The sequence below is a fragment of the Vibrio sp. Sgm 5 genome, from assembly GCF_026241575.1.
Lineage (GTDB): Bacteria > Pseudomonadota > Gammaproteobacteria > Enterobacterales > Vibrionaceae > Vibrio > Vibrio jasicida.
On record NZ_JAPHPY010000007.1, the window covers coordinates 41,901 to 65,946 of the forward strand.

Consider the following 24,046-nt stretch of genomic DNA (forward strand, 5'->3'; position numbering starts at 1 on the left):
AGCGAATTATAGGGTAATGAATACGGAAATCAACGCCTATATTTGCAATTTATTTAATTAAAGCGCGCTCTAAATGTTCAATTGGTGATTAAATGTTATGCGAGTGTCAATTCCTGTGTTTTCACTTATTTTCACGATATTTAATAAACTATCTTTTTCTTCGTAGTAGCAACGCGTCCTCCAAAATACTTTGCTTCTTCACGATTTCTCTCGCTTTGTCCACTCTTTTTTCTTGTTTTTATTAGGAAAAATCTGTTTTCGATTGCTCACAGAAAATTTATTTTTCCAATATGAATGCGTTCAAATTGAGAGATCAATAACAGCTTTCGAGCAAATATTTTTGTCTATTGTAAAGAGCGGTAAATTTTGTTGTATGTACAACATTGAGTAATTATCATCGCGAATAATATTTGCTGACTTTTTATTGGGTCACTGTTTTTATTTAGGAAGAGAGAAGTTTCATGAGACGTAGAACCACGCTATCATTTCTGATTGCGTCGAGCTTATTTTTGGCTGGATGTGAACAGAGTCAAGATGGACAAGCACAAGGTGGTCCCGCGCCAACACCGGAAGTGACTGTCATAACAGTTGAACCGGTTCGCCAAGCGCTAACGGTTGAATTACCGGGTCGTAGCCGCGCGTTTAAAGAAGCAGAAGTTCGCCCACAGGTAACGGGTATTATTTCTGAACGTAATTTTGTTGAGGGTGGCGTGGTAGAGAAGGGTCAATCGCTATACCAGATTGATGATTCTACTTTCCAAGTTGATTTATTGAGTGCAGAAGCGGAACTGATTCGTGCGCAGGCATCAGAAGAATCAACGTACTCAACAGTGCGTCGTTACCGTGCATTGATCACTAAGAAGTCGATCAGCCAACAAGCATTGGACGAAGCAGAAGCGGCTTATAAAGAAGCGAAAGCGCAAGTGTTAGTCGCGAAAGCGAAGATCAATACGGCGAAGATCAACCTATCTTACGCACAAGTGAAGGCGCCAATCAGCGGTGTAATCAGCAAGTCTAACGTAACGGCTGGTGCGCTTGTAACGGCAAACCAAGCGGCGACGTTAACGACTATCCAACAGTTAGACCCAATCAATGTTGATATCGTGCAATCTTCTGCTCAACTACTCCGTTTGAAAGCTGCGATGTCACAAGGTCACTTGCAAAAAGATGAGACTGCTCAAGTCACGCTGACGCTCGAAGATGGTTCGACTTACGCGCACAAAGGTGCAATAAAGTTTACTGAAGTGAATGTCGATGAAAGTACTGGCAGCGTAACGCTTCGTGCAGAATTTGCGAACCCAGAAAGCTTGTTGTTGCCGGGCATGTTTGTGCGCGCAACGGTAACGGTTGGTGTGGACCCTGTTGCGATTCTTATCCCGCAAAACACGGTAACGCGTGACGCAACGGGTAAAGCCTCAGTAATGACGGTGGGTGCGGACAACAAAGTAACAATCACTCCGGTAACAACGGCTGAGTCTATTGGTAACCAGTGGCGTATCACTGACGGTCTGAAAGTGGGTGATAAAGTCATCACAACAGGCTTACAGATGATCCAACCGGGTAACCCAGTGACCATTCAATCAGGTGAGCAGGCATAATCATGGCACGATTCTTTATCGATCGTCCGGTATTCGCTTGGGTACTTGCGATTCTGACCATGTTGGCGGGCGTAATGTCCCTGTTGAACTTGCCGGTTTCTCAATACCCGACGATTTCACCGACCACGATCTCAATCAATGCCCGTTACCCTGGTGCTTCTGCGAAAACCGTAGAAGACTCAGTAACTCAGGTTATCGAGCAAAACATGACGGGTCTGGACTACCTACGCTACCTAAACTCAAGCAGTGATGCGTTTGGTAACGCGACCATTACGCTGACGTTTGATAGCGAAGCGGATCCAGATATCGCGCAAGTTCAGGTGCAGAACAAACTGCAATTGGCGATGACGTCGCTTCCGATGGAAGTACAAAGCCAAGGTATCATCGTAAACAAATCCAACACCTCATTCTTGATGGTTGTGGCGGTTTACTCTGAAGACCCTGAATTCACAGAAAACGACATTGGCGACTTTGTTGTTACCAACATTCAAGATCCGATCAGCCGTGTTACGGGCGTAGGTCAAGTGCAAGCGTTTGGTTCTCAATACGCAATGCGTATTTGGCTAGACCCGTTCAAACTGACTCAGTTCAACTTAACGGCAATCGACGTTGCGAACGCTATTCGTGAGCAGAACGCACAGGTTTCTTCTGGTCAGTTAGGTGCAGCACCTGCTCAGGCTGGTCAGTTACTTAACGCGACCATTTCTTCAGCAAGCCGTCTAACCAGTGTGGCTGAATTCAGAAACATCATTCTGAAATCAGAAGCGAACGGTTCGAACGTTTACCTGAAAGACGTGGCGCGTGTTGAGCGTGGTGCAGAAAGCTACGACATCAAAGGTCAGTACAACGGTTTCCCTGCGGCAGGTCTTGGTATCTCCCTCGGTACCGGTGCGAACGCGCTAGAAACGGCAGAAGCAGTAAAAGAACGCCTTGGTCAGCTAAGTGCGACTTTCCCTGATGGCTTGAAGATCGCTTACCCGTTTGAAACAACGCCATTCGTAGATGCGTCGATCAAAGAAGTAATCAAGACACTGCTTGAAGCAATCGTGTTGGTATTCTTGATCATGTATCTGTTCTTGCAGAACTTCCGTGCAACGATCATCCCGACGATTGCGGTTCCTGTTGTATTGCTAGGTACGTTTGCAGTCTTGTACGCGACGGGCTTTAGTGTCAACACCTTAACCATGTTTGCGATGGTTCTGGCAATCGGCTTGCTGGTGGACGATGCGATCGTTGTAGTAGAGAGCGTGGAGCGTGTGATGCACGAAGACGGCCTCGATCCAAAAGAAGCGACTAAGAAGTCGATGGGACAGATCACTGGCGCGCTAGTCGGTGTTGGTTTGACGCTGTCTGCAGTATTCGTACCGATGGCGTTCATGTCTGGCTCAACTGGTGTTATCTACCGTCAGTTCTCTATTACAATCGTAGCGGCGATGACGCTATCGGTATTGGTGGCGATCATTCTTACTCCGGCACTTTGTGCGAGCTTGCTGAAAAAAGGCGATGCAGAATTTTCGGATAAGAAAGGCTTCTTCGGCTGGTTCAACCGTAAGTTTGATGCGGCAACGGCGGGTTACGAAGCGGGCGTAGCGAAAATGCTGAAACGCACTGGTCGTATGCTGTTGGTGTTCGCGGCAATGAGTGCAGGCGCAGGTTGGTTGTTCATGAACCTACCGACGTCGTTCCTACCGGATGAAGACCAAGGTACCCTGTTCTCAATGGCTATCTTGCCACCGAACTCGACTCAAGAGCAGACTGAAAAGACGCTAGAAAAAGTCCGTAACTACTTCCTAGAAGAAGAAAAAGACAACGTCGCGTCAGTGTTCTCGGTAGCGGGCTTCAGCTTCGCGGGTCAAGGTCAGAACATGGGTATGGCGTTTATCGGTCTGAAAGACTGGTCAGAACGTGAAGCACCAGGTTCGGATGCGGCTTCTCTGACAGGTCGTGCGATGGGTTACTTCTCAACCATTAAAGAAGCAATGGTGTTTGCGTTTGCGCCACCGGCGATTCAAGAGTTGGGTAACGCGACCGGTTTCGACTTCTATCTACAAGACTCAACCGGTAATGGTCATGAAGCGCTTGTGGCGGCTCAATACCAAATCTTAGGTATGGCAGCACAAAACCCGAAACTGGTGGGCGTGCGTCCAAACGGTCAGGCAGATGCGCCGATGTACCAAGTTCATATCGACCACGTGAAATTGCGTGCGCTTGATGTGAGCATTAACGATGTAAACCAAATCCTAGCTTCGGCATGGGGTGGTGCGTACATCAACGATTACATCGACCGCGGACGCGTGAAGAAGGTAATGGTGCAGAGTGACGCGGAACACCGCATGCAGCCGAAAGACTTCGACTCATGGTACGTGCGTAACTCGCAAGGCGAGATGGTGCCATTCTCGGCATTTGCAACTGGTGAGTGGACTTACGGTTCTCCGCTATTGCAACGCTTTAACGGTCTGCCTGCGATGAACATCCAAGGTGGTGCGGCTCCGGGTGTAAGTACCGGTGAAGCGATGGCAGAAATTGAAGCCATGGTAGAGAAACTGCCTCCTGGCTTTACGGTGTACTGGAACGGTATTTCTTACGAGGAACGTCTGTCTGGTAACCAAGCGCCAATGCTTTACGCGCTGTCGATTCTGGTTGTCTTCCTTGTACTAGCTGCACTGTATGAGAGCTGGTCAGTACCATTTGCGGTTGTGCTTGTAGTACCTCTAGGTGTGCTAGGTGCGGTACTTGCGGTCATGACTCGCGGTATGGATAACGACGTATTCTTCCAAGTTAGCTTGTTGACCACCGTTGGTCTGGCAACAAAGAATGCGATTCTTATCGTGGAATTCGCTAAGGAGTACTACGAGAAAGGCGCGGGCTTGATTGAAGCAACGCTGCACGCGGTGCGTGTTCGTCTTCGTCCTATCATCATGACCTCGCTTGCGTTTGGTCTGGGTGTAGTGCCGCTAGCGATCAGTGCGGGTGTAGGCTCTGCGGGTCAGAATGCAGTAGGTACTGGTGTACTTGGCGGTATGGTAAGTGCGACCTTGCTTGGTATCTTCTTTGTGCCAGTGTTCTTCGTTGTGGTTGAGCGTTTGTTCGACCGCCGCGCAAGAAAAGAAGCACAAAAAGAGCAAGTGGAATCTACTTCACAACCAACGGCAAGCCAAGAGTAGGACTTAGCCCTAGAGACTAAGTTATACTCTTGCTAATAAGTACAAGAAAAGGGCGCTTCGGCGTCCTTTATTTTTGGATTCAATTGGATAGTTTGGGTTTGATGTTTAATTTTTACGTCATTCTGAACAGCGAGGGACGAGCATGATTCAGAATCTGCTCATCAAGTGCTGTAACTTGATGTGAAATATTGAGTTAGAGCGTGTGGTAGTTAGATTCCTGATCTCGCTCAGGCTCGTCGGAATGACGGGGTGTTGTTCTCTCGGTTGTGTTTCTCGTCATTCTGAACAGCGAGGGACGAGCGTGATTCAGAATCTGCTCACCGAGTGCTGTGACTTGGCGTGAAATATTGAGTTAGAGCGTGTGGCAATTAGATTCCTGATCTCGCCTAGGCTCGTCGGAATGACAGAGGTTTGCGTGCTGAATTGAGCATGTCACTCAACAACGCGTCATTCCCTAAAGCGACGAAGGAGCGTAGTCGGGAATCTCTTGTAAACGCAGTACTATCCAAATGAAAACAAAGCCGAAAGTAGAATAGGCAAGTATGAAAGATCAGAAGATTTCTCCGATATCCGTGTTGGATCAAAGCCCGATGTTTGTGTGCAGCGTGATGAACCGAACCTTCCGTAATCGTGCCCAAGCAGAGCTATCGCGCCAGGACTTGATGACGTTGGAAATGGCGAGTGCCTTGGCGGCGTTGGAAGAGTTTCAGCCAATGAGCCAGCAAGAGTTGGCGGATGCGGTACTAACGGAGCGAAGCGTCGCAAAACGCATGGTGGATAACTTAGAGAAACGAGGTTTTGTTAAAGTTTCAAAGAGCGAAACCAATCAGAGATTAAAGATTCTGACACTCACCAAAGAAGGCGTAGAAGCGGTACGCAAAGTGCACCGCATCATGACCAACCTTAAGCAAGATTTCTTCTCTTGTTTGACGGAAGAGGAATCCGACGAATTCTTCCGTTTGGTCCGTAAAATGACCTTAGCCAATCACGCTTAATTCTGCGTTTCAAACGATGGCGAACCAATTAGCTTTCTGTGAGAAAACGGTTCGCCACTTCAGCTTCTTGCTTCTTCATCAATTGATGCGCGGTCAGCATGTGTTGTTCCATCACTTGTTTGGCTTTTGAAGCGTCACCTTTACGCAATGCTTCCACCAGTGCACGTTGGCTTTGCACGCCCGTTTGCCACAGCTTGTGGTTCCCCGGTTCATACAATTTACGGTAAATCGTTAGCTCAGTAAGCATCTGCGCAGTGAAGCGAACCACAAACTTCAGCAGCTCGTTGCCAGAGTAACTGGCTAATAGGCTGTGAAACTCTATCGATGCAATGTGGTGTTCGCGCTCTTGATACACGTCTTCTGGTGGCGTTTGGTACTTATCGATTTGCTGATCGAGCGTGACAAGCTGTGCCTCTGTTAATGTGCCTGCCAAAGAGGCGGCGATTTCTGGTTCAAGTGACAAGCGGATTTGGTACAGGTCAGAAATCGAAACATCTTTAAAGAACAGGTAGTTGCTTAGCAGTGCCTGAGCTTTGTTCTCACTCATTTCGCTAACAAACACACCGCCTTTTGGCCCTGTCTTGGTCGAGAGAATGCCTTGTGCCTCAAGGATTCGCATGCTTTCTCGCACCGTGCTTTTGGAAGCATCAAAGGTTTCCATGACTTCGATTTCACTCGGCAGACGATCGCCGGGCTGCAAAGCTTGATCGACGATCCAAGTTTTGATCGATTCGGCCAGTTGTTGAGTTCTACGTCCTTTCGCGCTGCTTGCCACATTTTCCTCGCTGGGTTATCTCGCGGTATCTATTGAATTTTGAAGGAAATTCAAAGGATGTCACCTGTTTTCTGCCTTTCATTTTCTGATAAACGAACACGGTTTTAGTTATGAAACCATCCGATTATCGATCGAATCGCACTCACAAAAAAGTCTATTTATCATGATAAATTAAAAATGAACATGGTTAGAAATAGAGCGATTCAAGATGGATAAATTTGTAGAAACGGCCAGTCTAGCGTGGGAATGGTTGGAAGATATTGCTCAATGCAGCCAAACCAATGACCTAGATAGCGAAGGCGTGACGCGTTTGTGTGCCAGTGAAGAGCATGCGAGAGCAAATGAAAAGCTACGCGAGTGGATGTTGTTGTCTGGCATGGAAGTGCGCATGGATAACGCGGCAAACCTTATTGGTCGTTACCACAGCCCGAACCCAAATGCGCAGACGCTGATCTTTGGTTCTCATCAAGATACCGTGCCAAATGGTGGTAAGTACGATGGTATTTTAGGTGTCATCCTACCTATCGCTTTGGTTCATTATTTCCATCAGAAGAAATTCGAATTTCCTTTCCATATCGATGTGATTGCCTTCAGTGATGAAGAAGGCACACGATTCCAATCGACATTACTTGGTTCAAAAGCCATTGCCGGAACGTTTGACCCGAGTGTTTTGGATGCACGCGATGCTTACGGTATTACGATGCGTGAAGCACTGACTTCATTCGGTTGCCATCCAGAACTTATTGCGCAAGATGCTTACGACAAAGACAAGGTGTTGGGCTTTGTGGAACTGCACATTGAGCAAGGCCCACAACTTGAGCAAGCGAATTTGCCTGTGGGTGTGGTTACGGCCATCACCGGTATCGAGCGCCATACTTTGTCAGTTCTAGGGAAAGCTGGTCACGCGGGTACAGTGCCAATGGACATGCGCCAAGATGCGCTAGTTGGGGCTGCGCAGGTCATTCATATGTTTGACCAACTGTGTAAGCGTGAAGACGACCTTGTGGGTGTAGTGGGCAAAATTGCCAACTTCCCGAATGGTGTGAATGTGATTCCTCAGCAAACGGACATCACTATTGAGCTGCGCTCACCAAATGATGCTTCTCGTATTGCAGCACGACAAGAAATGCTGGCAAACATCGAAACCTTAATGACGCAGTACAACCTGGCGTATCGCCATGAACAAACTTACGAACAAGCGGCGGTCACTTGTTCTGATTCGCTCTCTTCGGCACTGACTCAGGCGATCTCGCTATCCAATATTGAAGCAAAGCACCTATTCAGTGGTGCAGGGCATGATGGTCTTGCGGTGTGTGAATTAACGGACATTGCGATGCTGTTTATGCGTTGTACGGATGGGGTTAGCCACCATCCAGATGAAGCGATTCTACAAAAAGATCTGATGGCCGCAGTCGAAGTGCTGAACCATTTCTGCATGCTGATGAAGCATCAATAACACGCGAATAAAACAAGAGAGGGTGGGGATTCATCCTCTTTTTTACTTTTAAAACCAAGCTTTGGTTTTTGCTTGCAAACGTGATTGCTCAAACGAGTGAGCTTTCATTCCTATACTAAGGAGAGATTTTGTTATGGATATGACAAAGAAGATGGAGACGACAGAGAAAAAGGCTTGGTACAAAAGCATGCCGGACCCGATGGTCCTGATCTTTATGATTTTAGTGGCGACTTACCTACTGACCTTTGTTGTGCCTGCGGGGGAATTCTCACGCGTTGTTGTCGATGGCCGAACGACGGTTGTGCCGAACTCATTTGCCTATCTGAATGACGTTCCAGCGGTGCATTTCTTTGATATTTTTGTCGCGATTCCGAAAGGTTTGATCAGCGCGGCGCCTTACTTGTTCATCGTATTTATTGCTGGTGGCTTGTTCCACATCTTGCAACGCACCGGTGCGCTAGAGAACGCAATTGGTGTGGCGGTAAACAAAGCGGGTGTGAAGAACCGTAATCTGATCATCACCATCGGCACCTTTATCTACGGCTTCTTTGGCGTGGCGGTAGGCTTTGAGAACAACATCGCGCTTGTTCCGGTTGCAGTTCTGATTTCTGCAGCGGTTGGTTACTCCAGCCTTGTCGGTACGGTAATGGCGGTGGGCGGTATCGGTGTGGGCTTTGCACTGTCACCAATCAACCCTTATACCGTCGGTGTGGCTCAAGGTATTGCTGAACTGCCAACTTTCTCGGGCGCTTGGCTGCGTGCGGCGATGGTGATTTCCTCTCTTGCACTGCTGTCATACTACATCTGTACTCGTGTAGCGAAGATGGAGTTTAAAGAGCCAGATTCAGCAGAAGGCTTAAGTAAAGATTTATCGGAATACCACCTAGAGAAGAAAGACAAACTGACGCTGGGCGTATTCCTAGCCGGTCTTGGTGTGATGCTTTACGGCGTATTTGCCAATGGTTGGTACATCAACGAGATCGCAGGCCTGTTCTTATTGATGGCGATTGTGATCGGCGCAGTCAACGGTTTAAGCGCCAATGGCATTGTGAAGCAGATGATGGAAGGTGCGTCGGGTGTAACCGCAGGCGCATTGGTCATTGGTGTTGCGGCATCGATTCAAATCATCCTCGACCAAGCGCAAATCATCGATACCATCGTTAACGCGCTAAGCTCACTTATTCAAGATATGCCGATTGCTATCTCTGCGATTGTTGCGAGTGTGGTGCAAGGTGTGATCAACCTATTCGTACCATCGGGCTCTGGTCAGGCAATGGTTACTATGCCAATCCTAATTCCTGTGGCAGATCTCACTGGCATGAGCCGTCAGCTGATGATCACCGCATTCCAAGTGGGTGACGGTCTGACCAACCTTATCGTACCGACTTCTGGTGGTACGCTAGCAATGTTGGCACTTGGTCGCGTGTCTTACGAGCAGTGGCTCAAAGCCATCATGCCATTCATGGCGTTCGTTTATGTTCTATGTTGGGTAGCTCTGTTTGTTGGACAAATGGTTGGTTACTAACGCCTTTTATATTGAGAATCTATGACGATTTCACTTATACACGTTAACCCAGAAACAGGGTTATCGGCTTCCATTACAGCGACTGGCGGCGTTGCCGTCGGTGGCTACGTAAACCACAGTTGGCGTGGGATTGGCGCGTGTGCCACCCAAGGCTTATTTACTAACCCTTGGTATGCGGACAACGCCAAGCGATGGTTATCCCAAGGGCTTTGCTGCCATGATGTGGTTGAGCGTTTGAAAGAGGGCGATGCTGAATTTGCTAAGCGTCAATGCATGGTAATGGATAAACATGGCCACGCGGCGTTTATCAACGGTGAAGAGAATATCGCGCACGTGGGTTCTCTTGCTTTTCAAGATCTCGCTGTTGCAGGCAACATGTTAGAAAGTGACGCGGTTATTGAAGCTTTTGCGGATTCATTTATGGCTCAAACAATGTTGAATGCCGATCAAGTGAGAGCAGGGGACAAACCTCAATATCATGAGAACTACGAAGCAAGGTTAGCGGAAGTGCTCATAACTGCACTAGAAGCCGCGTTGGAAGCAGGCGGCGATAAGCGCGGTACGTATTCGGCTTCGCTTCGTATTGAAAGCTACACGCAAGCACCGATTGATATTCGCGTTGATTGGTCTGACGATAGCCTAATTGAAGACATGAGAAAGGTACTGAGTCGCGTACAAGCACCGAGCTTCCAAGAGTTTCTCAACGGATTGCCGAATCAGTAAGAGGATTCATGTCGCGCAAAATAAAAAGCCGAACAGTTATTGCTGTTCGGCTTTTTTGTATTGGTTAAAACATAATTTTGTTTTCAACTTTAACGATGCCATTGAGTGAAACAGAAACGACATCGTTATCTTTCACTTCAACAGTGTGAGTTGGCAAGTCGATGTAAATTAAATCGCCCGGTTTGAGTGTGAAATACTGACTGAGTTCACTCACGATTTCTGCTGGAGAATAGGTAATTTCAGCAAAGGCATCATTGTTAATCGCTTTACCGTTGATTTGCGTAGAAACATGAATCTGGGTGAAATCGAGTCCGCGAACGATCTCATTCGCAATTGGGGCAAAACCGTCTGCGCTTTTTGCTCTTAACGAATGGGCATCACGCTGCAGCCAGTTTGTTTCTGTAAGATCGCCCCCAACGGTGAGTCCAAATATAGCGGCTGACGCTTGCTTGGTATCGATGTTCTTACTTTGCTTTCCTATCACGACCACTAGGGAACTGGAATACTCTATGTTCTTCGCATCGGTTGGTATTTGAATAGGAACACCTTTCGAAATTAAGGCTGAGGGGAGTTTAAACGAAAATTGATAATCGTTTGCTTGTGTTTCACCAAGCTGTTTTTGGGCTTGAACAACGAATACTTTTTCAGGCTTAGTTGGAAGTAACAGGTTTACATCACGGACAGACATTTTTCGGGATGAAAGGGATGAGTCAGAGAAAATATCCCCCTTAAGAGGATAAATTGAGTCTTCAACGAGCTTACCGTATCCGATTTTTCCGAGGTGTTGATAGCGAACATATGTCGTTGAAGAGGCATTCGCGGCAAGGCTAACAACACTTAAACACGCACCTAAACATAATGCGATGAGCTTCATTCTAGAAATCCTTATTTTTTAGCGCATTATATCGGTTAATTAAAGGGAAGCGTATGCCGATATCTCCCACTTGGGTATATGTTTCGATTAAATGAGACTGTAACTCTTAAGGATGACGATACCCAATGTGCAAGTGATTGTAGAGAGCACGGTCGTTAAAGCAATGATGTTCGCTGCTAAGACGGAGTTTCCTCCCATCGAACGTGCCATAACATAGCTTGCTGCCGCTACAGGAGAGGCGTTCATAAAGAACAGAATTCCAAGCTCAATCCCTCTAAAGCCGACTAAATACGCGCCTGTGGTAATCACAATAGGGGCGACGATCAGTTTGTAGCTGCTAGCAAACCAAGATGGTCCTTTCTCTTTCTTCATCAAACTTAAATCGAGTGAGCCGCCGGTACACAAAAGGGCGAGGGGAAGTGTCATTTTCGATAGATAGTTACCGGCATCAATCGCCACATCCGGAACCGGAATCGACAGAAGGTAGAACACCATGCCAGAGACGATTGCGATGATCAGTGGGTTGCGCGTTAAGGTTCTCACCATCATTTTGGCGGCTTGAGATCCAGACGTTGCGCCTTTTGGAGACAAACAAATCACCGCTTGTACGTTATAGATAAAGGTGGTTACCGCAACATAAAGCGCGGCCAGCGCCACACCTTGTGAACCGTAAGCATTCGCCACATACGCAATGCCGATGATGCCCGTATTGGCGCGAAAGCCACCTTGGATTAAAACGCCTTGGTCGGGCGAAGATTTGAAGAACAGTTTGACGGAAACATAGGTGAAGATGAAAAACGCGATGCTGGCAACAATGCCGTAATTGACGAAGCCGCTAGCAGCAGAGAAATCGTGCTCGGAGACGACGATACTCAAGAACAACATCGCAGGTAGCGTGACCTGAAACACCAGTTTAGAACCGACTTCGATAAAGTTGTCGTTGATAAGCCCTATGCGTTTGAAGATTACGCCCAATACCAGCATTAAGCAGATGGGGCCAGTGATCGACAACGAGAATTGCAACTGATGTAAAACAGCATCCATGAGTGTATCCGCAGCAAAAGAAAAGAGTTTTATAATTGTCATACAATTAAACCACAACTCAATCTTGGGAGACAGTAGGGTGGTGAAATTTTCTTCAGTTATTTTGGGGTTACTGGTGAAAGGAGAGGAAAACCAGTCTGGCTTGTATCACCAGACTGGAAGCAAACTCTAAAGCAGAATTACTTTTGAGCGTTTGAAAGGAGGTAATCAGGCCCTGCTGTTTCCGCCGTTACGACAGACAGCTTGCTCGTATCTGCACCAGCACCTTGGTATTGAGTAAAGCCTTTCACTTGTTCGCTTTTTGGTAGCTCTACCGAGTAAGAAGCGATTTGCTCTGCGTTAGTCACCGCGCCGACGTAAACTTCGTTGTTGTAGATAGGATTCACCAGCGGCAACTCTTCTGTCGCGCGTACGCTAACGAATTGCTCTTGCTGGTGGTTATCAACCACGTTGCTGTCGAAGTGAACGTCCACGCCAGCGAAAATGTTCTTCACTTCACTGTTGTTGAACAGGCTCACACGGTGCGTTTGGTTACCGTAGACAATGCCCCATTCCGTATCCACAAGGGTGTTGTTCCGAATGGTGATGTTCTTTGGTGTCCATTGTTTGTTGAGCTCTTTGCCTTTCACTGCTTGGTCTAGTTGCTCGCCGTTTGCTACATCAATGATGCCGGTGTTGATCACGATGCCGCCACGTAGATCCGCATTGCCTTCAATCTTGCCATCACGACCGCGCGTGCCAGTGATGTAGTTATTCTCAATCACGTGGTCTTCATCATAAATACGCATACCGCCAGTCAGCAGTTTTTCATTACCTAGAATCACGTTGTCTTTCACCACGTTCGCTTTACCGTGACGAAGAGAAATCAGAGAGGCACTTTCAAAGATGGTGTTGCCAGAGATTTCATTGCCGCCTGACTTAATCGAAATCAGCTCACGCTCACCATCCATATCAATCATCAGGTTGTTGGTGAACTTAGAGTTTGATGCCCATTGAGAAGATTTAGAGTCACCAATTCGAATCGCTTCCCAGCTGTTGCCGTTGTAGCGAATCGCTTCTTTGATGTCGAACTCATTGAACTGGTTTGGTTTTTGGTCCAAGAAAATGTTGTTAGCAATAAGGTGGTTATCTGGTGTGTCGTCTTTTTGTACACCAATTAACGTGCCGCGCTTTTGCTTACCTTCAAAACGGTTATTGATCACCTTGCCATCTTTACCCCAAAGTGAAACCCACAAATATTTCGGGTATTCAGAGCGACGTTCGTCCGGTTGGTATTCGTAAGCGTGGTTGAAGTAGTAGAACGTAGAGTTTTGCAAAGTGTTGTTGTTACCCATCATACGCACGCCGCCGAAACGTTCAGCAGGGCCGCCTTCGGTAAACACCAAACCGTCGACAGTGATGTTGTTACCTTCAAGGCGAAGCTGAGCCAAACCCGTTAGCCAAACGCTGCCAGGTTGCTCCGCCTTGATGGTAATGTCGTTGGCTTTCACCGTAACGATATCAAGATCCGCGTATTTACCCGCAGGAATCGTAATTGTTGTACCGTCTTCGGTATTCTCCATCTGTTGTTTCAATGCTTGCACAGCGTCTGCTGATTGCGCTTTAAGTGCGCTGCCGTCCACTGTGTTTAAGCGATCCGTAGCAAGCAAGTAATCGCGAGTGATGTCATTCACCGCGGTTTCAACAACAGCGGGAGCCGCAGCTTCCGTCGTTTGAGAAGGTGAAGTGTTACAACCTACTAAGGTTAGGGCAGAAATGGACGCGGCAACCACGCCAGCAAGCATTGTTTTTTTCATAATGTATCTCTTTGTAGAAGCACAAAAAGCGGTTGAATACTCAACCGCTTGTTTCTCGTTATGAGTTCTCCGTTATCGGAGCCCCCTCAGAAGCGCGCTCTGCGTTGCCATCGACTGCTCTCATCAGCGCCACGCCGACGCCAAGAACAATCACACCACAGAACACGAAAATCATGCGTCCCCAGAATGGGTTAGGCAGTAAGAACATCGCCATCACACCCACACCAGACACAGCAATCAACGAACCCAACATTTGGCGTTGTTTGTTATCCAGTTTTTTCTGTTCCGTTGAGTCAGAAACCAACGGTGTTGCTAAGTTATTGAAGAAGCGGTCAACGTCTTGTTGGCGTTTCTCTTCAAGCGGTTTGTAGAACAGTGTCGACAGAGCAAAGAAGCCTGCGGTAAACACCAAGTGACCAATCAAACCAACCGCAACTTTTAGATCTGACCATTCACGACCTGTTAGAGGCTGAAGATCAAACCAGTTTTGAATCATTTCCGGTGTGATGACAAAACCAACCGTGTAAGACACGATGCCACCTACCACCAATGTGCCCCAGCCAGCCCAGTCCGGTGTTCTCTTGATGAAGAAGCCACAGAACGCGGGAATCGTCATTGGGAAACCAATCAACGCGCCAACGTACATCATGGTGTCGAACAGGCTCAGACCTTTTAGCGAGTTGATGAACAGAGCAATCAAGATGATCGCGATGCCGAAGAAGGTAGAGGTGATTTTCGATACGATCATCAGCTCTTTTTCTGTCGCGTTCGGGCGCAGAATCGGCAAGTAGAAGTTCATCACGAAGATGCCTGAGTTACGGTTCAAACCTGAGTCCATTGACGACATCGTCGCTGCAAACATCGCAGAAATCAGCAGACCAACCATGCCCGCTGGCATGTATTGCTCAACAAAGTACAAGTAAGCAAAATCACCTGCTTTTGAACCTGCATCTGGGTAGTGCGCCGATAGGTCAACACCTTGGCTTGCAATGAACCAAGAAGGGGTAAACCAAATAAATACGCCCACTGTCATTAGTACACACGCAAGCAATGCCGCTTTCTTCGCGTTCTTAGAGTCTTTTGCAGCTAGGTAACGGTGACAGTTCAACATGTTGTTGTTTATAGAGAACTGTTTTAAGAAAATGAACACTGCCCAGATACCAAAAATACTGAGGTAGTTCAGGTTGTTACCCGTTACGAAAGAGCCGTTTTCTTGAACAGGGAAGTTCGCAATGATTTCCGTAATCCCGCCCCCTTTTACTACTGCTACCACAGCACACGTAACCGTAACTGCCATGATGATGACCATTTGCATAAAATCAGATGCGATAACCGCCCAAGAGCCGCCCGTTACGGACATCATCAGCACCACTAAACCCGTGATCCAAATGGTGGTTGTCATATCGAAGCCGAAAATGCCCGATGCGATGATCGCCAAACCATTCAACCAGATACCCGCAGAAATCACGCTGCTTGGCATGCCAGACCAAGTGAATACTTGCTCGTTAAAGCGACCAAAGCGCATGCGAATCGCATCAATCGGCGTGATAACGCGCAGCTGGCGGAATTTCGGTGCGAAGTACAGGTAGTTCATCAAGTAACCGAACGCATTCGCTAAGAAGATAGTCGCTACAGCGAAGCCATCGGTGTACGCTTTACCGGCCGCACCAGTAAATGTCCAAGCACTGAACTGGGTCATAAACGCCGTTGCGCCTACCATCCACCACAGCATGTTGCCGCCCCCGCGGAAGTAGTCACTGGTGGTGCTTGTAAATGTTCTAAACATCCAGCCTATCGCAATGAGGAATAGGAAATAGATGCCAACAATCAGGGTATTGAGTTCCATTTTTCGACCTTCTCATAGTCATTGATTTCTGCCAGATATATTATCCGTTCAATTATTTATTTGTACTACAATAATTCAATTGTGTGATGAAGTGATTAATACTGGAAATCGGATTGACCCAGTACATTCTTCTGATTCTATCTGCAAGAACTGATTGTTGTGAACTTAAAATCGATTATTCAATAACTTATGATGAGCTTTGTCAGTATGGAACCCCGTTAATTACATTCGCTTATCGTTTCAACAAGAAACTTTGGTTATACATTTTGCTTATTTTGTATGATTATTTCTTTGTTAAATTCGCTGGTTATTTAATGTCTCAACCGCAACGGACTTAACAAAAAAGTAAACAAATAGACCTGAGTGATAAGGGAAGAATGAAGCGGCTGAGTACAACCGCTTCATAAGGCAGATTTAGCTTTCGGTTACCGCTTGTTGGGTTTGAGTACCGTTGTCGTCGACTGCTTTAACAAGTAGCAGACCAACGCCACCAACAATGGCACCACACAAGATGAAGACTAAGCGTCCCCACATTGGGTTTGGCAGTAGCGCCATCAGCATTACGCCTACACCAGCGACTGCGATGAGTTTGCCAAGCATTTGACGTTGCTTGTTATCAAGAACTTTCTGTTCTGCAGATTCAGCAACAAGTGGTGTTGATAGGTTGTCGAAGAACTTATCTACGTCTGCCTGACGTTTCTCACTTAGAGGCTTGTAGAACAGCGTTGATAGAACAAAGAAGCCACCCGTTAGCGTAATGTGGCCAACTAGACCAATCGCGACTTTAACGTCTGACCATTCACGACCAGTAAGCTGCTCAAGACCGAATGCTGAAGAAACCATGTCAGCAGTGATAACGAAACCAACAACGTAAGAGACAAGACCACCGACAATTAGCGTGCCCCAACCAGCCCAGTCAGGTGTCTTCTTAATAAAGAAGCCAAGGAATGCAGGGATTGTCATTGGGAAGCCGATCAAGGCACCTACGTACATCATGGTGTCGAACAGGCTCAGACCTTTTAGTGAGTTGATGAACTGCGCAACCAGGATGATGGCAATACCAAATACCGTTGACGTAATTTTCGATACCGTTACTAGCTCTTTCTCTGATGCTTGGCCACGGCGAACTACTGGTTCGTAGAAGTTCTTAACGAAGATACCAGAGTTGCGGTTTAGACCTGAGTCCATTGAAGACATGGTCGCGGCAAACATTGCTGCTACGAGAAGGCCAACCATACCTGCTGGCATGTATTCTTGTACGAAGTAAAGGTAAGCGAAGTCGCCTGCTTTGCTACCTGCATCTGGGTAAGCGGCTGATAGGTCTACGCCTTGACCCGCAATGTACCAAGAAGGCATGAACCAAATGAATACACCGCCTAGCATTAGAACACACGCTAGCAATGCTGCTTTCTTCGCGTTTTTCGAGTCTTTTGCTGCAAGGTAGCGGTAAGAGTTCAACATGTTGTTAGTAATAGAGAACTGCTTAACAAAGATGAAGAACGCCCAAATGCTAAAGATGCTTAGGTAGTTCAGGTTGTTACCAGAGACGAAAGAACCGCCTTCTGCGACAGGGAAGTTATTGATGACTTCAGTAATGCCGCCGCCTTGAACGATCGCAACAACTGCACAAGTTACCGTTACCGCCATGATAATGACCATCTGCATGAAGTCAGACGCGATAACCGCCCAAGAGCCACCCGTCACTGACATCATCAGTACCACCAAACCGGTAATCCAGATGGTTGCTGTCATATCAAAGCCGAAAATACCAGAAGCGATGATCGCCAGTGCATTCAACCAAACACCAGCAGATACCACACTGTTTGGCATTGAAGACCAAGTAAAGACTTGTTCGTTCGTGGTGCCGAAACGCATACGAATCGCTTCAATTACCGTCACTACGCGTAGCTGGCGGAACTTTGGTGCGAAATAAGCAAAGTTCATGAAGTAACCGAATGCGTTTGCTAGGAAGATAACCGCAACCGCGAAACCATCGTTATAAGCTTTACCAGCAGCACCAGTAAACGTCCATGCAGAGAACTGCGTCATGAAGGCCGTTGCACCAACCATCCACCAAAGCATGTTGCCGCCGCCTCGGAAATAGTCACTAGTCGTATTGGTAAACGTTCTGAACATCCAACCTATTGCAATTAAGAATAGAAAGTAGATGCCTACAATAAGGGTATTGAGTTCCATCTTTAGACCTTTTGATCGTTATTTAATGTCTTGAGGCAATACTAACTATCAGCTTGCTTATTTGTAGTACAATAACTCAAAAGCGTGACGAATGATCCGGAATGGGTCATTTCAATAATCATACAAGTGATCGTGATCGGATATTGACATTGCACTCAAAAAGGGAAGGGTGCACCAAGTCAATATCACGACAAGTTATCAATGGCTTTGGCATGCACTCGATTGGTTCAATAGCGTTTATAGCCTTAGATAATAAGGGCTACAACGGAGTAAGAAGGTGTGAACTATTGTCAGATTTGTATGACTATTGCAGATAAAAAAACGCCCACGACATGCCTGTAATGCGTGGGCGAAAAACGGTATTGATACCGTCTGAGCCAAGGGCTCTGTTGGATTGCAATAGAACAGTGAAACGAGGTTCTGGATGTAGCTGAAAGATACTCGAGGGGTATATCTCTCATCGCTGCTAAGCACGTTACGCTGTAAGATCTTCGACAATCATTGCAAAGTTCAACAAAGCTAGGCTCTGTAAAGTGTTGTTATGATATGGGAGCAACTATACCAATCGACACAAAACATCCTCGTCTGCTCGATCTCGGCGTTTTACCTATGCCGATTGGTATTAAACATTTCCCACTTAAGTAATTACTCCTAAAAACTCAATTAGTCATAACCAATTAAGCGTTTTCCTTGGCTTGCTACCTATTGATAGCGATACCAGGCTGTTGATTTGTCTCTATAAGTGTCTGTTACAAAAGACAAACCGCTACAGCCACTTAAGTCCAATGAGAACCACAACTGTTGGAAGCAACAGCAAGCTGCTTAGAACCATCAAGACTTGAGCAACAGCGAGTAGGGATGACAAAACAGTATTCTTCAATGTCGAAAGTTTCACTGGTCGCATCCATCTTGTTCGCTGTGCTTTGCTTCTATTTGCTATTTCTTCTACTTACTTATTTCTTCTATCCACTTATGTCTCAGCCTGACATAAGTGACCTCTGCTTATATAGCCTCGGCCTTTCTCATTTCGTCTCTATAACCAAGCGATGCTTAACCTGTTACTGGACTCTATATAGAAAAAGACAGAGCGAAAAAGTGCGCGTCAATAGCAATTTGATGTTCTGTGTCTCAAAAACTTAAAATGATTATATTGTATGACAAATAAAAGTGAACTCATTTGGTGCAAAAATATGCGGTAGAGCACATTTTTAGCCTAAATATTAAGACAATTAATGAGCCGTAAATATCGGTAATATATTTAATATCAATAAGTTAATGTGAACCTTGGTGGTTGTAACAAAGTTTGATAGCTTGGATAAATCATACAATTAGATCTAATTCACAGAACGCTCAACATCGGCTGGGTACTATATTTGTAGTATTTTAACTCAAGATATAAGGCCGATAATAATGAAACCCCTACGACCTCTACATCTAGCAACCTGCCTCAGCGCCATTCTTTTCAGTGCTAACACTCTTGCTGCAGACTTTGTGTTCCTTGATGAAGCAACGCTTGAACAAAACCGCGCTGTTTTACAGTCAGATAAAGCGAGCGATTCAATGAAAGACGCGTACGACCGTCTGATTGAGGAAGCAGAACTGGCGATGAAAGATGGCCCGTTCACGGTAACGGCGAAAGGCATGACGCCACCAAGCGGTAGCAAAAACGATTACATGAGCATCAGCCCGTACTGGTGGCCAGATGAATCGAAAGAAGATGGCCTTCCTTGGGTTCGTCACGATGGCAAAACCAACCCTGCATCGAAAACAGCTGAAACAGATTCTAAACGTATTGGTCACTTCACTCGTTCTGTTCGCGCATTGGCATTGGCTTATTACTTCAGCCAAGACGAGAAATACGCAAAACAAGGTATCGAATACGTTCGTACTTGGTTCATGAATGATGAAACTAAGATGAACCCGAATGTGAATTACGGTCAGGGTGTACCTGGTCGTGCAGAAGGTCGTCGTGGCGGCATTATTGATACGCGTACTCTGGCCGATCGCATGCTGGACTCAATCGCCATCCTTTCACTTTCTCCTGCTTGGACGGAAAAAGACGAACAGCAAATTACACAATGGTACGGCGAATACCTAGATTGGTTGATCATTGATGACCTATCAGGTGGTCCGAAAGGCGAAGCTGCTGCGGCAAACAACCATGGTACTTGGTATGACTTCCAAGTCGCGAGTATTGCTTACTTCTTAGGTAATGAACCTTTAGCAAAACAGATGGTTCAAAAAGGCAAGATGCGCGTAGACACTCAGTTCGAAAAAGATGGCTCTCAGCCTCATGAAATCGAACGTACTCGCGCTTACCACTACCACTACTTCAGTTTAGATCCATTGGTCGGCATCGCTCAAATCGGTGACAAAGTGGGCATCGACCTATGGCACTACCAAAACAAGAAAGGTGGCTCATTAGCGCAAGGTATTCAGCTAATGGCGACTTATCAAGATCCTGCGTCTGACTGGCCATACACCGCGAAAGACAATCCACGCCGCGTAGAGCGCATGACACCGATTTATCTAAAAGCAGGTGTGGCGATGGAGAAACCTGAGTGGGTGAAACTGGCAAGCGAAACTGACTTTAGCCGCTTCACAGTGAAGAAGAACTTGGCAGAAGTTTGGGCTCAGCGCGATATCGAATTGCTTTACCCAAAACAATAAAACCCTAAAAAGGGCGGCGTGTATGCGCGTCGCCACTTTGAAATACAATTTATTTACAGTGGAACATTACTATGACATCTAAAAAACAAATTGCTTTAGCGATCGCGACAACCCTTTTTGCAGGTAGCATTTCAGCCGCGTCACTAGACTTCCGTGAAGAATACAAACACGATTCAGAGCAGTGGGCAGGCCGTATCAAAATTGGTGGCAGCACAGGTAACCATTACTACGGCGTTGAAATGAAGCACACTGGTAACTTAAGCGAGCTTCAACGTGGTGATAGCGAATTCGAATACGGCTACCACTTCAAATTTGATAACAACTGGCGTGTAACCACATCGATGCCAATTACCTTTGGTGACGAAGCCGTAACGTACAAACCACAAGTTCGTGTTCAATACAAATTCGATTCTGGTATCACAACCAAGCTTCGCTACCGTCACGAGTTCCGCAACTACGCATCTGGTAAAACATCAACAGGTCTAGACGGCAAACAACACGACTCACTAAACGCGAGTAAAATCACAGGTAACATCGATTACAACTGGAACGCTTGGCAATTTGGTTTTGAAGCAAACTACAAAGAAGATTTCTTCAGCGATGAGTGGAAGCTAGGTAACCGCGACGGTAAGTACGAATGGGACTACAACTTTAAACTAGGCTACAAAGAGAAAGGTTGGGATTGGCGTCCATACGTAGAATTCGGTAACGTTCAATGTAACAGCTCTTGTGATGACAGCTCATCACGTCAGCTACGTAGCCGTGTTGGTGTGACGTACAGCTTCTAATCCAAGCCACAAATAAATTAAGATTCTTTCCAATAGCCCGCCCCCGAAGCGGGCTATTTTTGTTTTCGAACAAGGTCAGGCTCAGACCTAAGACATGCCAGTGAGCTTTTATTGCTAAAATTATCATTAATGATTTGGCGAACGGATAAGCTCATGGTGGGTAAAATACTTTGCATCGTCCTGTGTCTTTGGTCTTTCTCTTATACCAGTGCCGCATTGGAACTGTCTCCTTTAAAGTCTGATCCCTACGTAGGTGATTTAGAGACCCTGAAGGAAAAGAAAGCCGTTCGTATTTTGGTGTCTGCTGATCTGGGTTTTTACTACATCCAAAATGGTAAGCCGAAAGGCATTATCTCTGAGCTTATTTATGAATTTGAACGCTATTTAAGGAAGAACAAAAAGGCGATCAACATTCAGGTTATTCCGGTCGCAAGAAACGAACTCATCCCCAAACTGATTGCTGGTTATGGTGACGTCATAGTCGCAAATCTAACCATTACCAATGAGCGTAAAGAGCAGATTGCGTTTAGCGATCCGGTGAGAGAAAACGTCTCAGAAATCATTGTGACCAACACCCGATACTCGGACATTAAAACCGTGGATGATTTGAGTGGGCTGGATGTTTGGGTGAGAGAAAGCTCGAGTTACCATAAGAGCTTAACCAAGGTAAATAACTACTTCACGATACAAAACAAACCGCTGATTAATATCTTATTTCTTGATGAGATAATGCAAGACTATGAGGTTCTCGAAATGGTGAGTGCGGGCATTATCGATATCACCGTACTCGACCGACACAAGACAGGGATGTGGGGGAATATCTTTCCCGGCGTGGCATTCCATAATCAAATCACCATCAGAGAAAATGCACAGATTGGCTGGGGGATACGACAAGATTCGCCACAGTTAGAAGAGGCGGTGAACAAGTTCATCAAGGAAGTGCGCATAGGAACTTTGTTCGGCAATGTGGTTAATGAAAGGTATCTCGAAAACGACAAGTGGTTGAGAAAGTTCCTTAACCGAGACAACGCAGTTCGTTCTAAAGAATTGTTAGATATCTTCTACGCGTATTCTCAGGAGTATCAATTCAACCACCTGTTGATGTTGGCCCAAGGTTTTCAAGAATCCGGATTGAACCAAAACGTCATTTCTCACAAAGGGGCGGTGGGCATCATGCAGATCTTGCCGACTACGGCGAGAGATAGAGCCATCAACATTTCCAATATCTACGAGAAAGAACCCAATATTCACGCTGGATTGAAGTACATGCATTATCTTCGAAAGTATTTCTTTAACGATGACAACATTAGCGACAACGACATCATTTACTTCTGTCTAGCAGCCTACAATGCAGGGCCGGGTAACATGAGGAAGATGAGAAGAATCGCCAAAGAAAAAGGGTATGATCCCAATGTCTGGTTTGGCAATGTGGAAGTGGTGACGCGGCAATACATTGGACTTGAGCCGATACGCTATGTCAGCAACATTAACCATTACTTTATTGCCTACAAGCTGCTAGAGAGACTCAACAATCGCCGTAGCGAACTTGAACCTTACCTTCATCCGCCATACAAACTCGAAACCATTAAGCTCTATTACTAACGAGAAAAGTGTTAGCGGAAAAGGTATTTGCAAGATAGCTTAAGCACAATAAAAAAGAGGAGCGCTGTGCTCCTCTTGAGTATTCATCGTATTGCTTGAGACGATTAAGATACTTCTTGCGCTGCTGGTGCTCGGCGCTTGTTCCCCAATAAACGTTGCCAATTGAGCGGCATCATCGGCAGCACAATCAGGATGATCCCGAGCGCGGTAAACAGGTCGGGTATTTCATCAAACCACATCACGCCAAACAGTGTTACAAACGCCAGTCCGGAATACTCAGCCAATGCAATCTGGCTTGCTGGTGCACGCTTAAACGCTTTGACCACCAAGGCATGGTAGGCAAGTACAAACAAGTTAATCGCCACAATCCACATCAGGTGTTGCCATGTAATGGCTTGCCATTGAGGGTAGGCGAGCAACAAAGCAACTGGTAACGTCATTAACGTTGTCCAAAATAAGGTGCACACCAAAGGCTGCTCTTGTGGCATCCGGCGAATAAGGATGTTGCCCACACCGATGGCAAGCGCGCTGCCTAAAGCAATGATTGCAGCCCAATGGAAATGTTCGGGACGAAGCACAATTAAGACGCCACCAAAGCCAATCAAAGTACCGAAAATCTTTCCTTTGGAGGGCTTTTCTTTAAGGAAGATAACCGAGAGCGGCAGCACCAATAGTGGACCGACATAGAAAATCGCATTCGCTGTCGCCAATGGCAGATGCGTGATTGCTACCATTGCGCTGGCACTGCCTATCAGAATCAACTGCGCACGCCAGAAGGTGATCCAATCGCATCCCATTTGACGTTCTCGTTTATCCAAACGAAGCCAAAGGGGTAACAGCAACACCAGACTGATTAATTGGCGAATAAAGACGTATTGAAAAGTGGGTACTTCGCCATTAAGCATTTTGAGGGAAACGTCAGAAAGAGACGCAACCAAGTTCGCCGCCACCAAAAGGAAGATGGCGCTAGAGACATCAGATTTTTTCATATTGG

General features: G+C 46.3%; 16 protein-coding genes. 9 read left to right on the forward strand and 7 right to left on the reverse strand.

All coding sequences use genetic code 11. From position 1 onward, the window contains the following. Positions 1-461: 461 nt before the first annotated feature. The 3 genes from OQJ86_RS05795 to OQJ86_RS05805 all read left to right on the forward strand — a co-directional run bounded on the left by OQJ86_RS05795 (position 462) and on the right by OQJ86_RS05805 (position 5,757). Positions 462-1,598, forward strand: a complete 1,137-nt coding sequence (locus OQJ86_RS05795; RefSeq protein ID WP_265987125.1) for an efflux RND transporter periplasmic adaptor subunit — start codon at positions 462-464, stop codon at positions 1,596-1,598. Between the two features lie 2 nt (positions 1,599-1,600). Further along, on the forward strand, positions 1,601-4,762 hold the full coding sequence (locus tag OQJ86_RS05800; protein WP_265987127.1) for an efflux RND transporter permease subunit: 3,162 nt from the start codon (positions 1,601-1,603) through the stop codon (positions 4,760-4,762). Positions 4,763-5,304: 542 nt separating this feature from the next. Then, on the forward strand, positions 5,305-5,757 hold the full coding sequence (locus OQJ86_RS05805) for a MarR family winged helix-turn-helix transcriptional regulator (RefSeq protein WP_005437051.1): 453 nt from the start codon (positions 5,305-5,307) through the stop codon (positions 5,755-5,757). Between the two features lie 28 nt (positions 5,758-5,785). Here OQJ86_RS05805 and OQJ86_RS05810 read toward each other — a convergent pair whose 3' ends face one another. After that, entirely contained in the window at positions 5,786-6,532 is a 747-nt protein-coding gene (locus OQJ86_RS05810) for a FadR/GntR family transcriptional regulator (RefSeq protein WP_005437056.1), read from the reverse strand. Positions 6,533-6,740: 208 nt separating this feature from the next. On the opposite strand from OQJ86_RS05810, the gene OQJ86_RS05815 reads away from it, so the two are divergent. From OQJ86_RS05815 to OQJ86_RS05825, 3 genes are all read left to right on the forward strand, one after another. After that, the gene (locus OQJ86_RS05815) at positions 6,741-7,988 is read left to right on the forward strand and encodes a M20 family metallo-hydrolase (RefSeq protein WP_265987128.1); all 1,248 of its coding nucleotides are present in this window, start codon (positions 6,741-6,743) and stop codon (positions 7,986-7,988) included. 133 nt (positions 7,989-8,121) lie between these two features. Further along, entirely contained in the window at positions 8,122-9,513 is a 1,392-nt protein-coding gene (locus tag OQJ86_RS05820) for a YfcC family protein (RefSeq protein WP_005437061.1), read from the forward strand. 21 nt (positions 9,514-9,534) lie between these two features. Beyond that, positions 9,535-10,236, forward strand: coding sequence for a DUF1028 domain-containing protein (locus tag OQJ86_RS05825; protein ID WP_265987129.1), 702 nt, complete (start codon positions 9,535-9,537; stop codon positions 10,234-10,236). Positions 10,237-10,300: 64 nt separating this feature from the next. Here the strand turns inward: OQJ86_RS05825 and OQJ86_RS05830 are convergent, their stop codons facing one another. The 5 genes from OQJ86_RS05830 to OQJ86_RS05850 form a co-directional block, all read right to left on the reverse strand. Further along, a complete protein-coding gene (locus OQJ86_RS05830) occupies positions 10,301-11,110 on the reverse strand; it encodes a fumarylacetoacetate hydrolase family protein (RefSeq protein WP_265987131.1) in 810 nt (269 codons plus the stop codon). An 87-nt stretch (positions 11,111-11,197) separates the two neighbouring features. Further along, positions 11,198-12,154: an AEC family transporter gene (locus OQJ86_RS05835; RefSeq protein WP_265987132.1), complete on the reverse strand. Its 957-nt coding sequence runs from the start codon at positions 12,152-12,154 to the stop codon at positions 11,198-11,200. 179 nt (positions 12,155-12,333) lie between these two features. Continuing rightward, positions 12,334-13,950 (reverse strand): polysaccharide lyase 6 family protein, encoded by a 1,617-nt coding sequence (locus tag OQJ86_RS05840; RefSeq protein WP_265987133.1) that lies wholly within the window; start codon positions 13,948-13,950, stop codon positions 12,334-12,336. Positions 13,951-14,008: 58 nt separating this feature from the next. Further along, positions 14,009-15,796 carry a sodium:solute symporter family transporter gene (locus tag OQJ86_RS05845; RefSeq protein WP_102388995.1) on the reverse strand — a complete coding sequence of 596 codons (1,788 nt, stop codon included), beginning with the start codon at positions 15,794-15,796 and terminating at the stop codon, positions 14,009-14,011. Positions 15,797-16,210: 414 nt separating this feature from the next. Continuing rightward, positions 16,211-17,992 (reverse strand): sodium:solute symporter family transporter, encoded by a 1,782-nt coding sequence (locus OQJ86_RS05850; RefSeq protein WP_038866972.1) that lies wholly within the window; start codon positions 17,990-17,992, stop codon positions 16,211-16,213. 1,410 nt (positions 17,993-19,402) lie between these two features. Here OQJ86_RS05850 and OQJ86_RS05855 point away from each other — a divergent pair. From OQJ86_RS05855 to OQJ86_RS05865, 3 genes are all read left to right on the forward strand, one after another. Next, positions 19,403-20,662: an alginate lyase family protein gene (locus OQJ86_RS05855; RefSeq protein ID WP_038866974.1), complete on the forward strand. Its 1,260-nt coding sequence runs from the start codon at positions 19,403-19,405 to the stop codon at positions 20,660-20,662. Positions 20,663-20,733: 71 nt separating this feature from the next. Next, positions 20,734-21,450: an oligogalacturonate-specific porin KdgM family protein gene (locus OQJ86_RS05860; protein WP_020195684.1), complete on the forward strand. Its 717-nt coding sequence runs from the start codon at positions 20,734-20,736 to the stop codon at positions 21,448-21,450. Positions 21,451-21,603: 153 nt separating this feature from the next. After that, positions 21,604-23,052 (forward strand): lytic transglycosylase F, encoded by a 1,449-nt coding sequence (locus tag OQJ86_RS05865; protein WP_265987135.1) that lies wholly within the window; start codon positions 21,604-21,606, stop codon positions 23,050-23,052. 104 nt (positions 23,053-23,156) lie between these two features. Here the strand turns inward: OQJ86_RS05865 and OQJ86_RS05870 are convergent, their stop codons facing one another. Next, positions 23,157-24,041, reverse strand: a complete 885-nt coding sequence (locus tag OQJ86_RS05870) for a DMT family transporter (protein WP_038875669.1) — start codon at positions 24,039-24,041, stop codon at positions 23,157-23,159. Positions 24,042-24,046 lie beyond the last annotated feature (5 nt).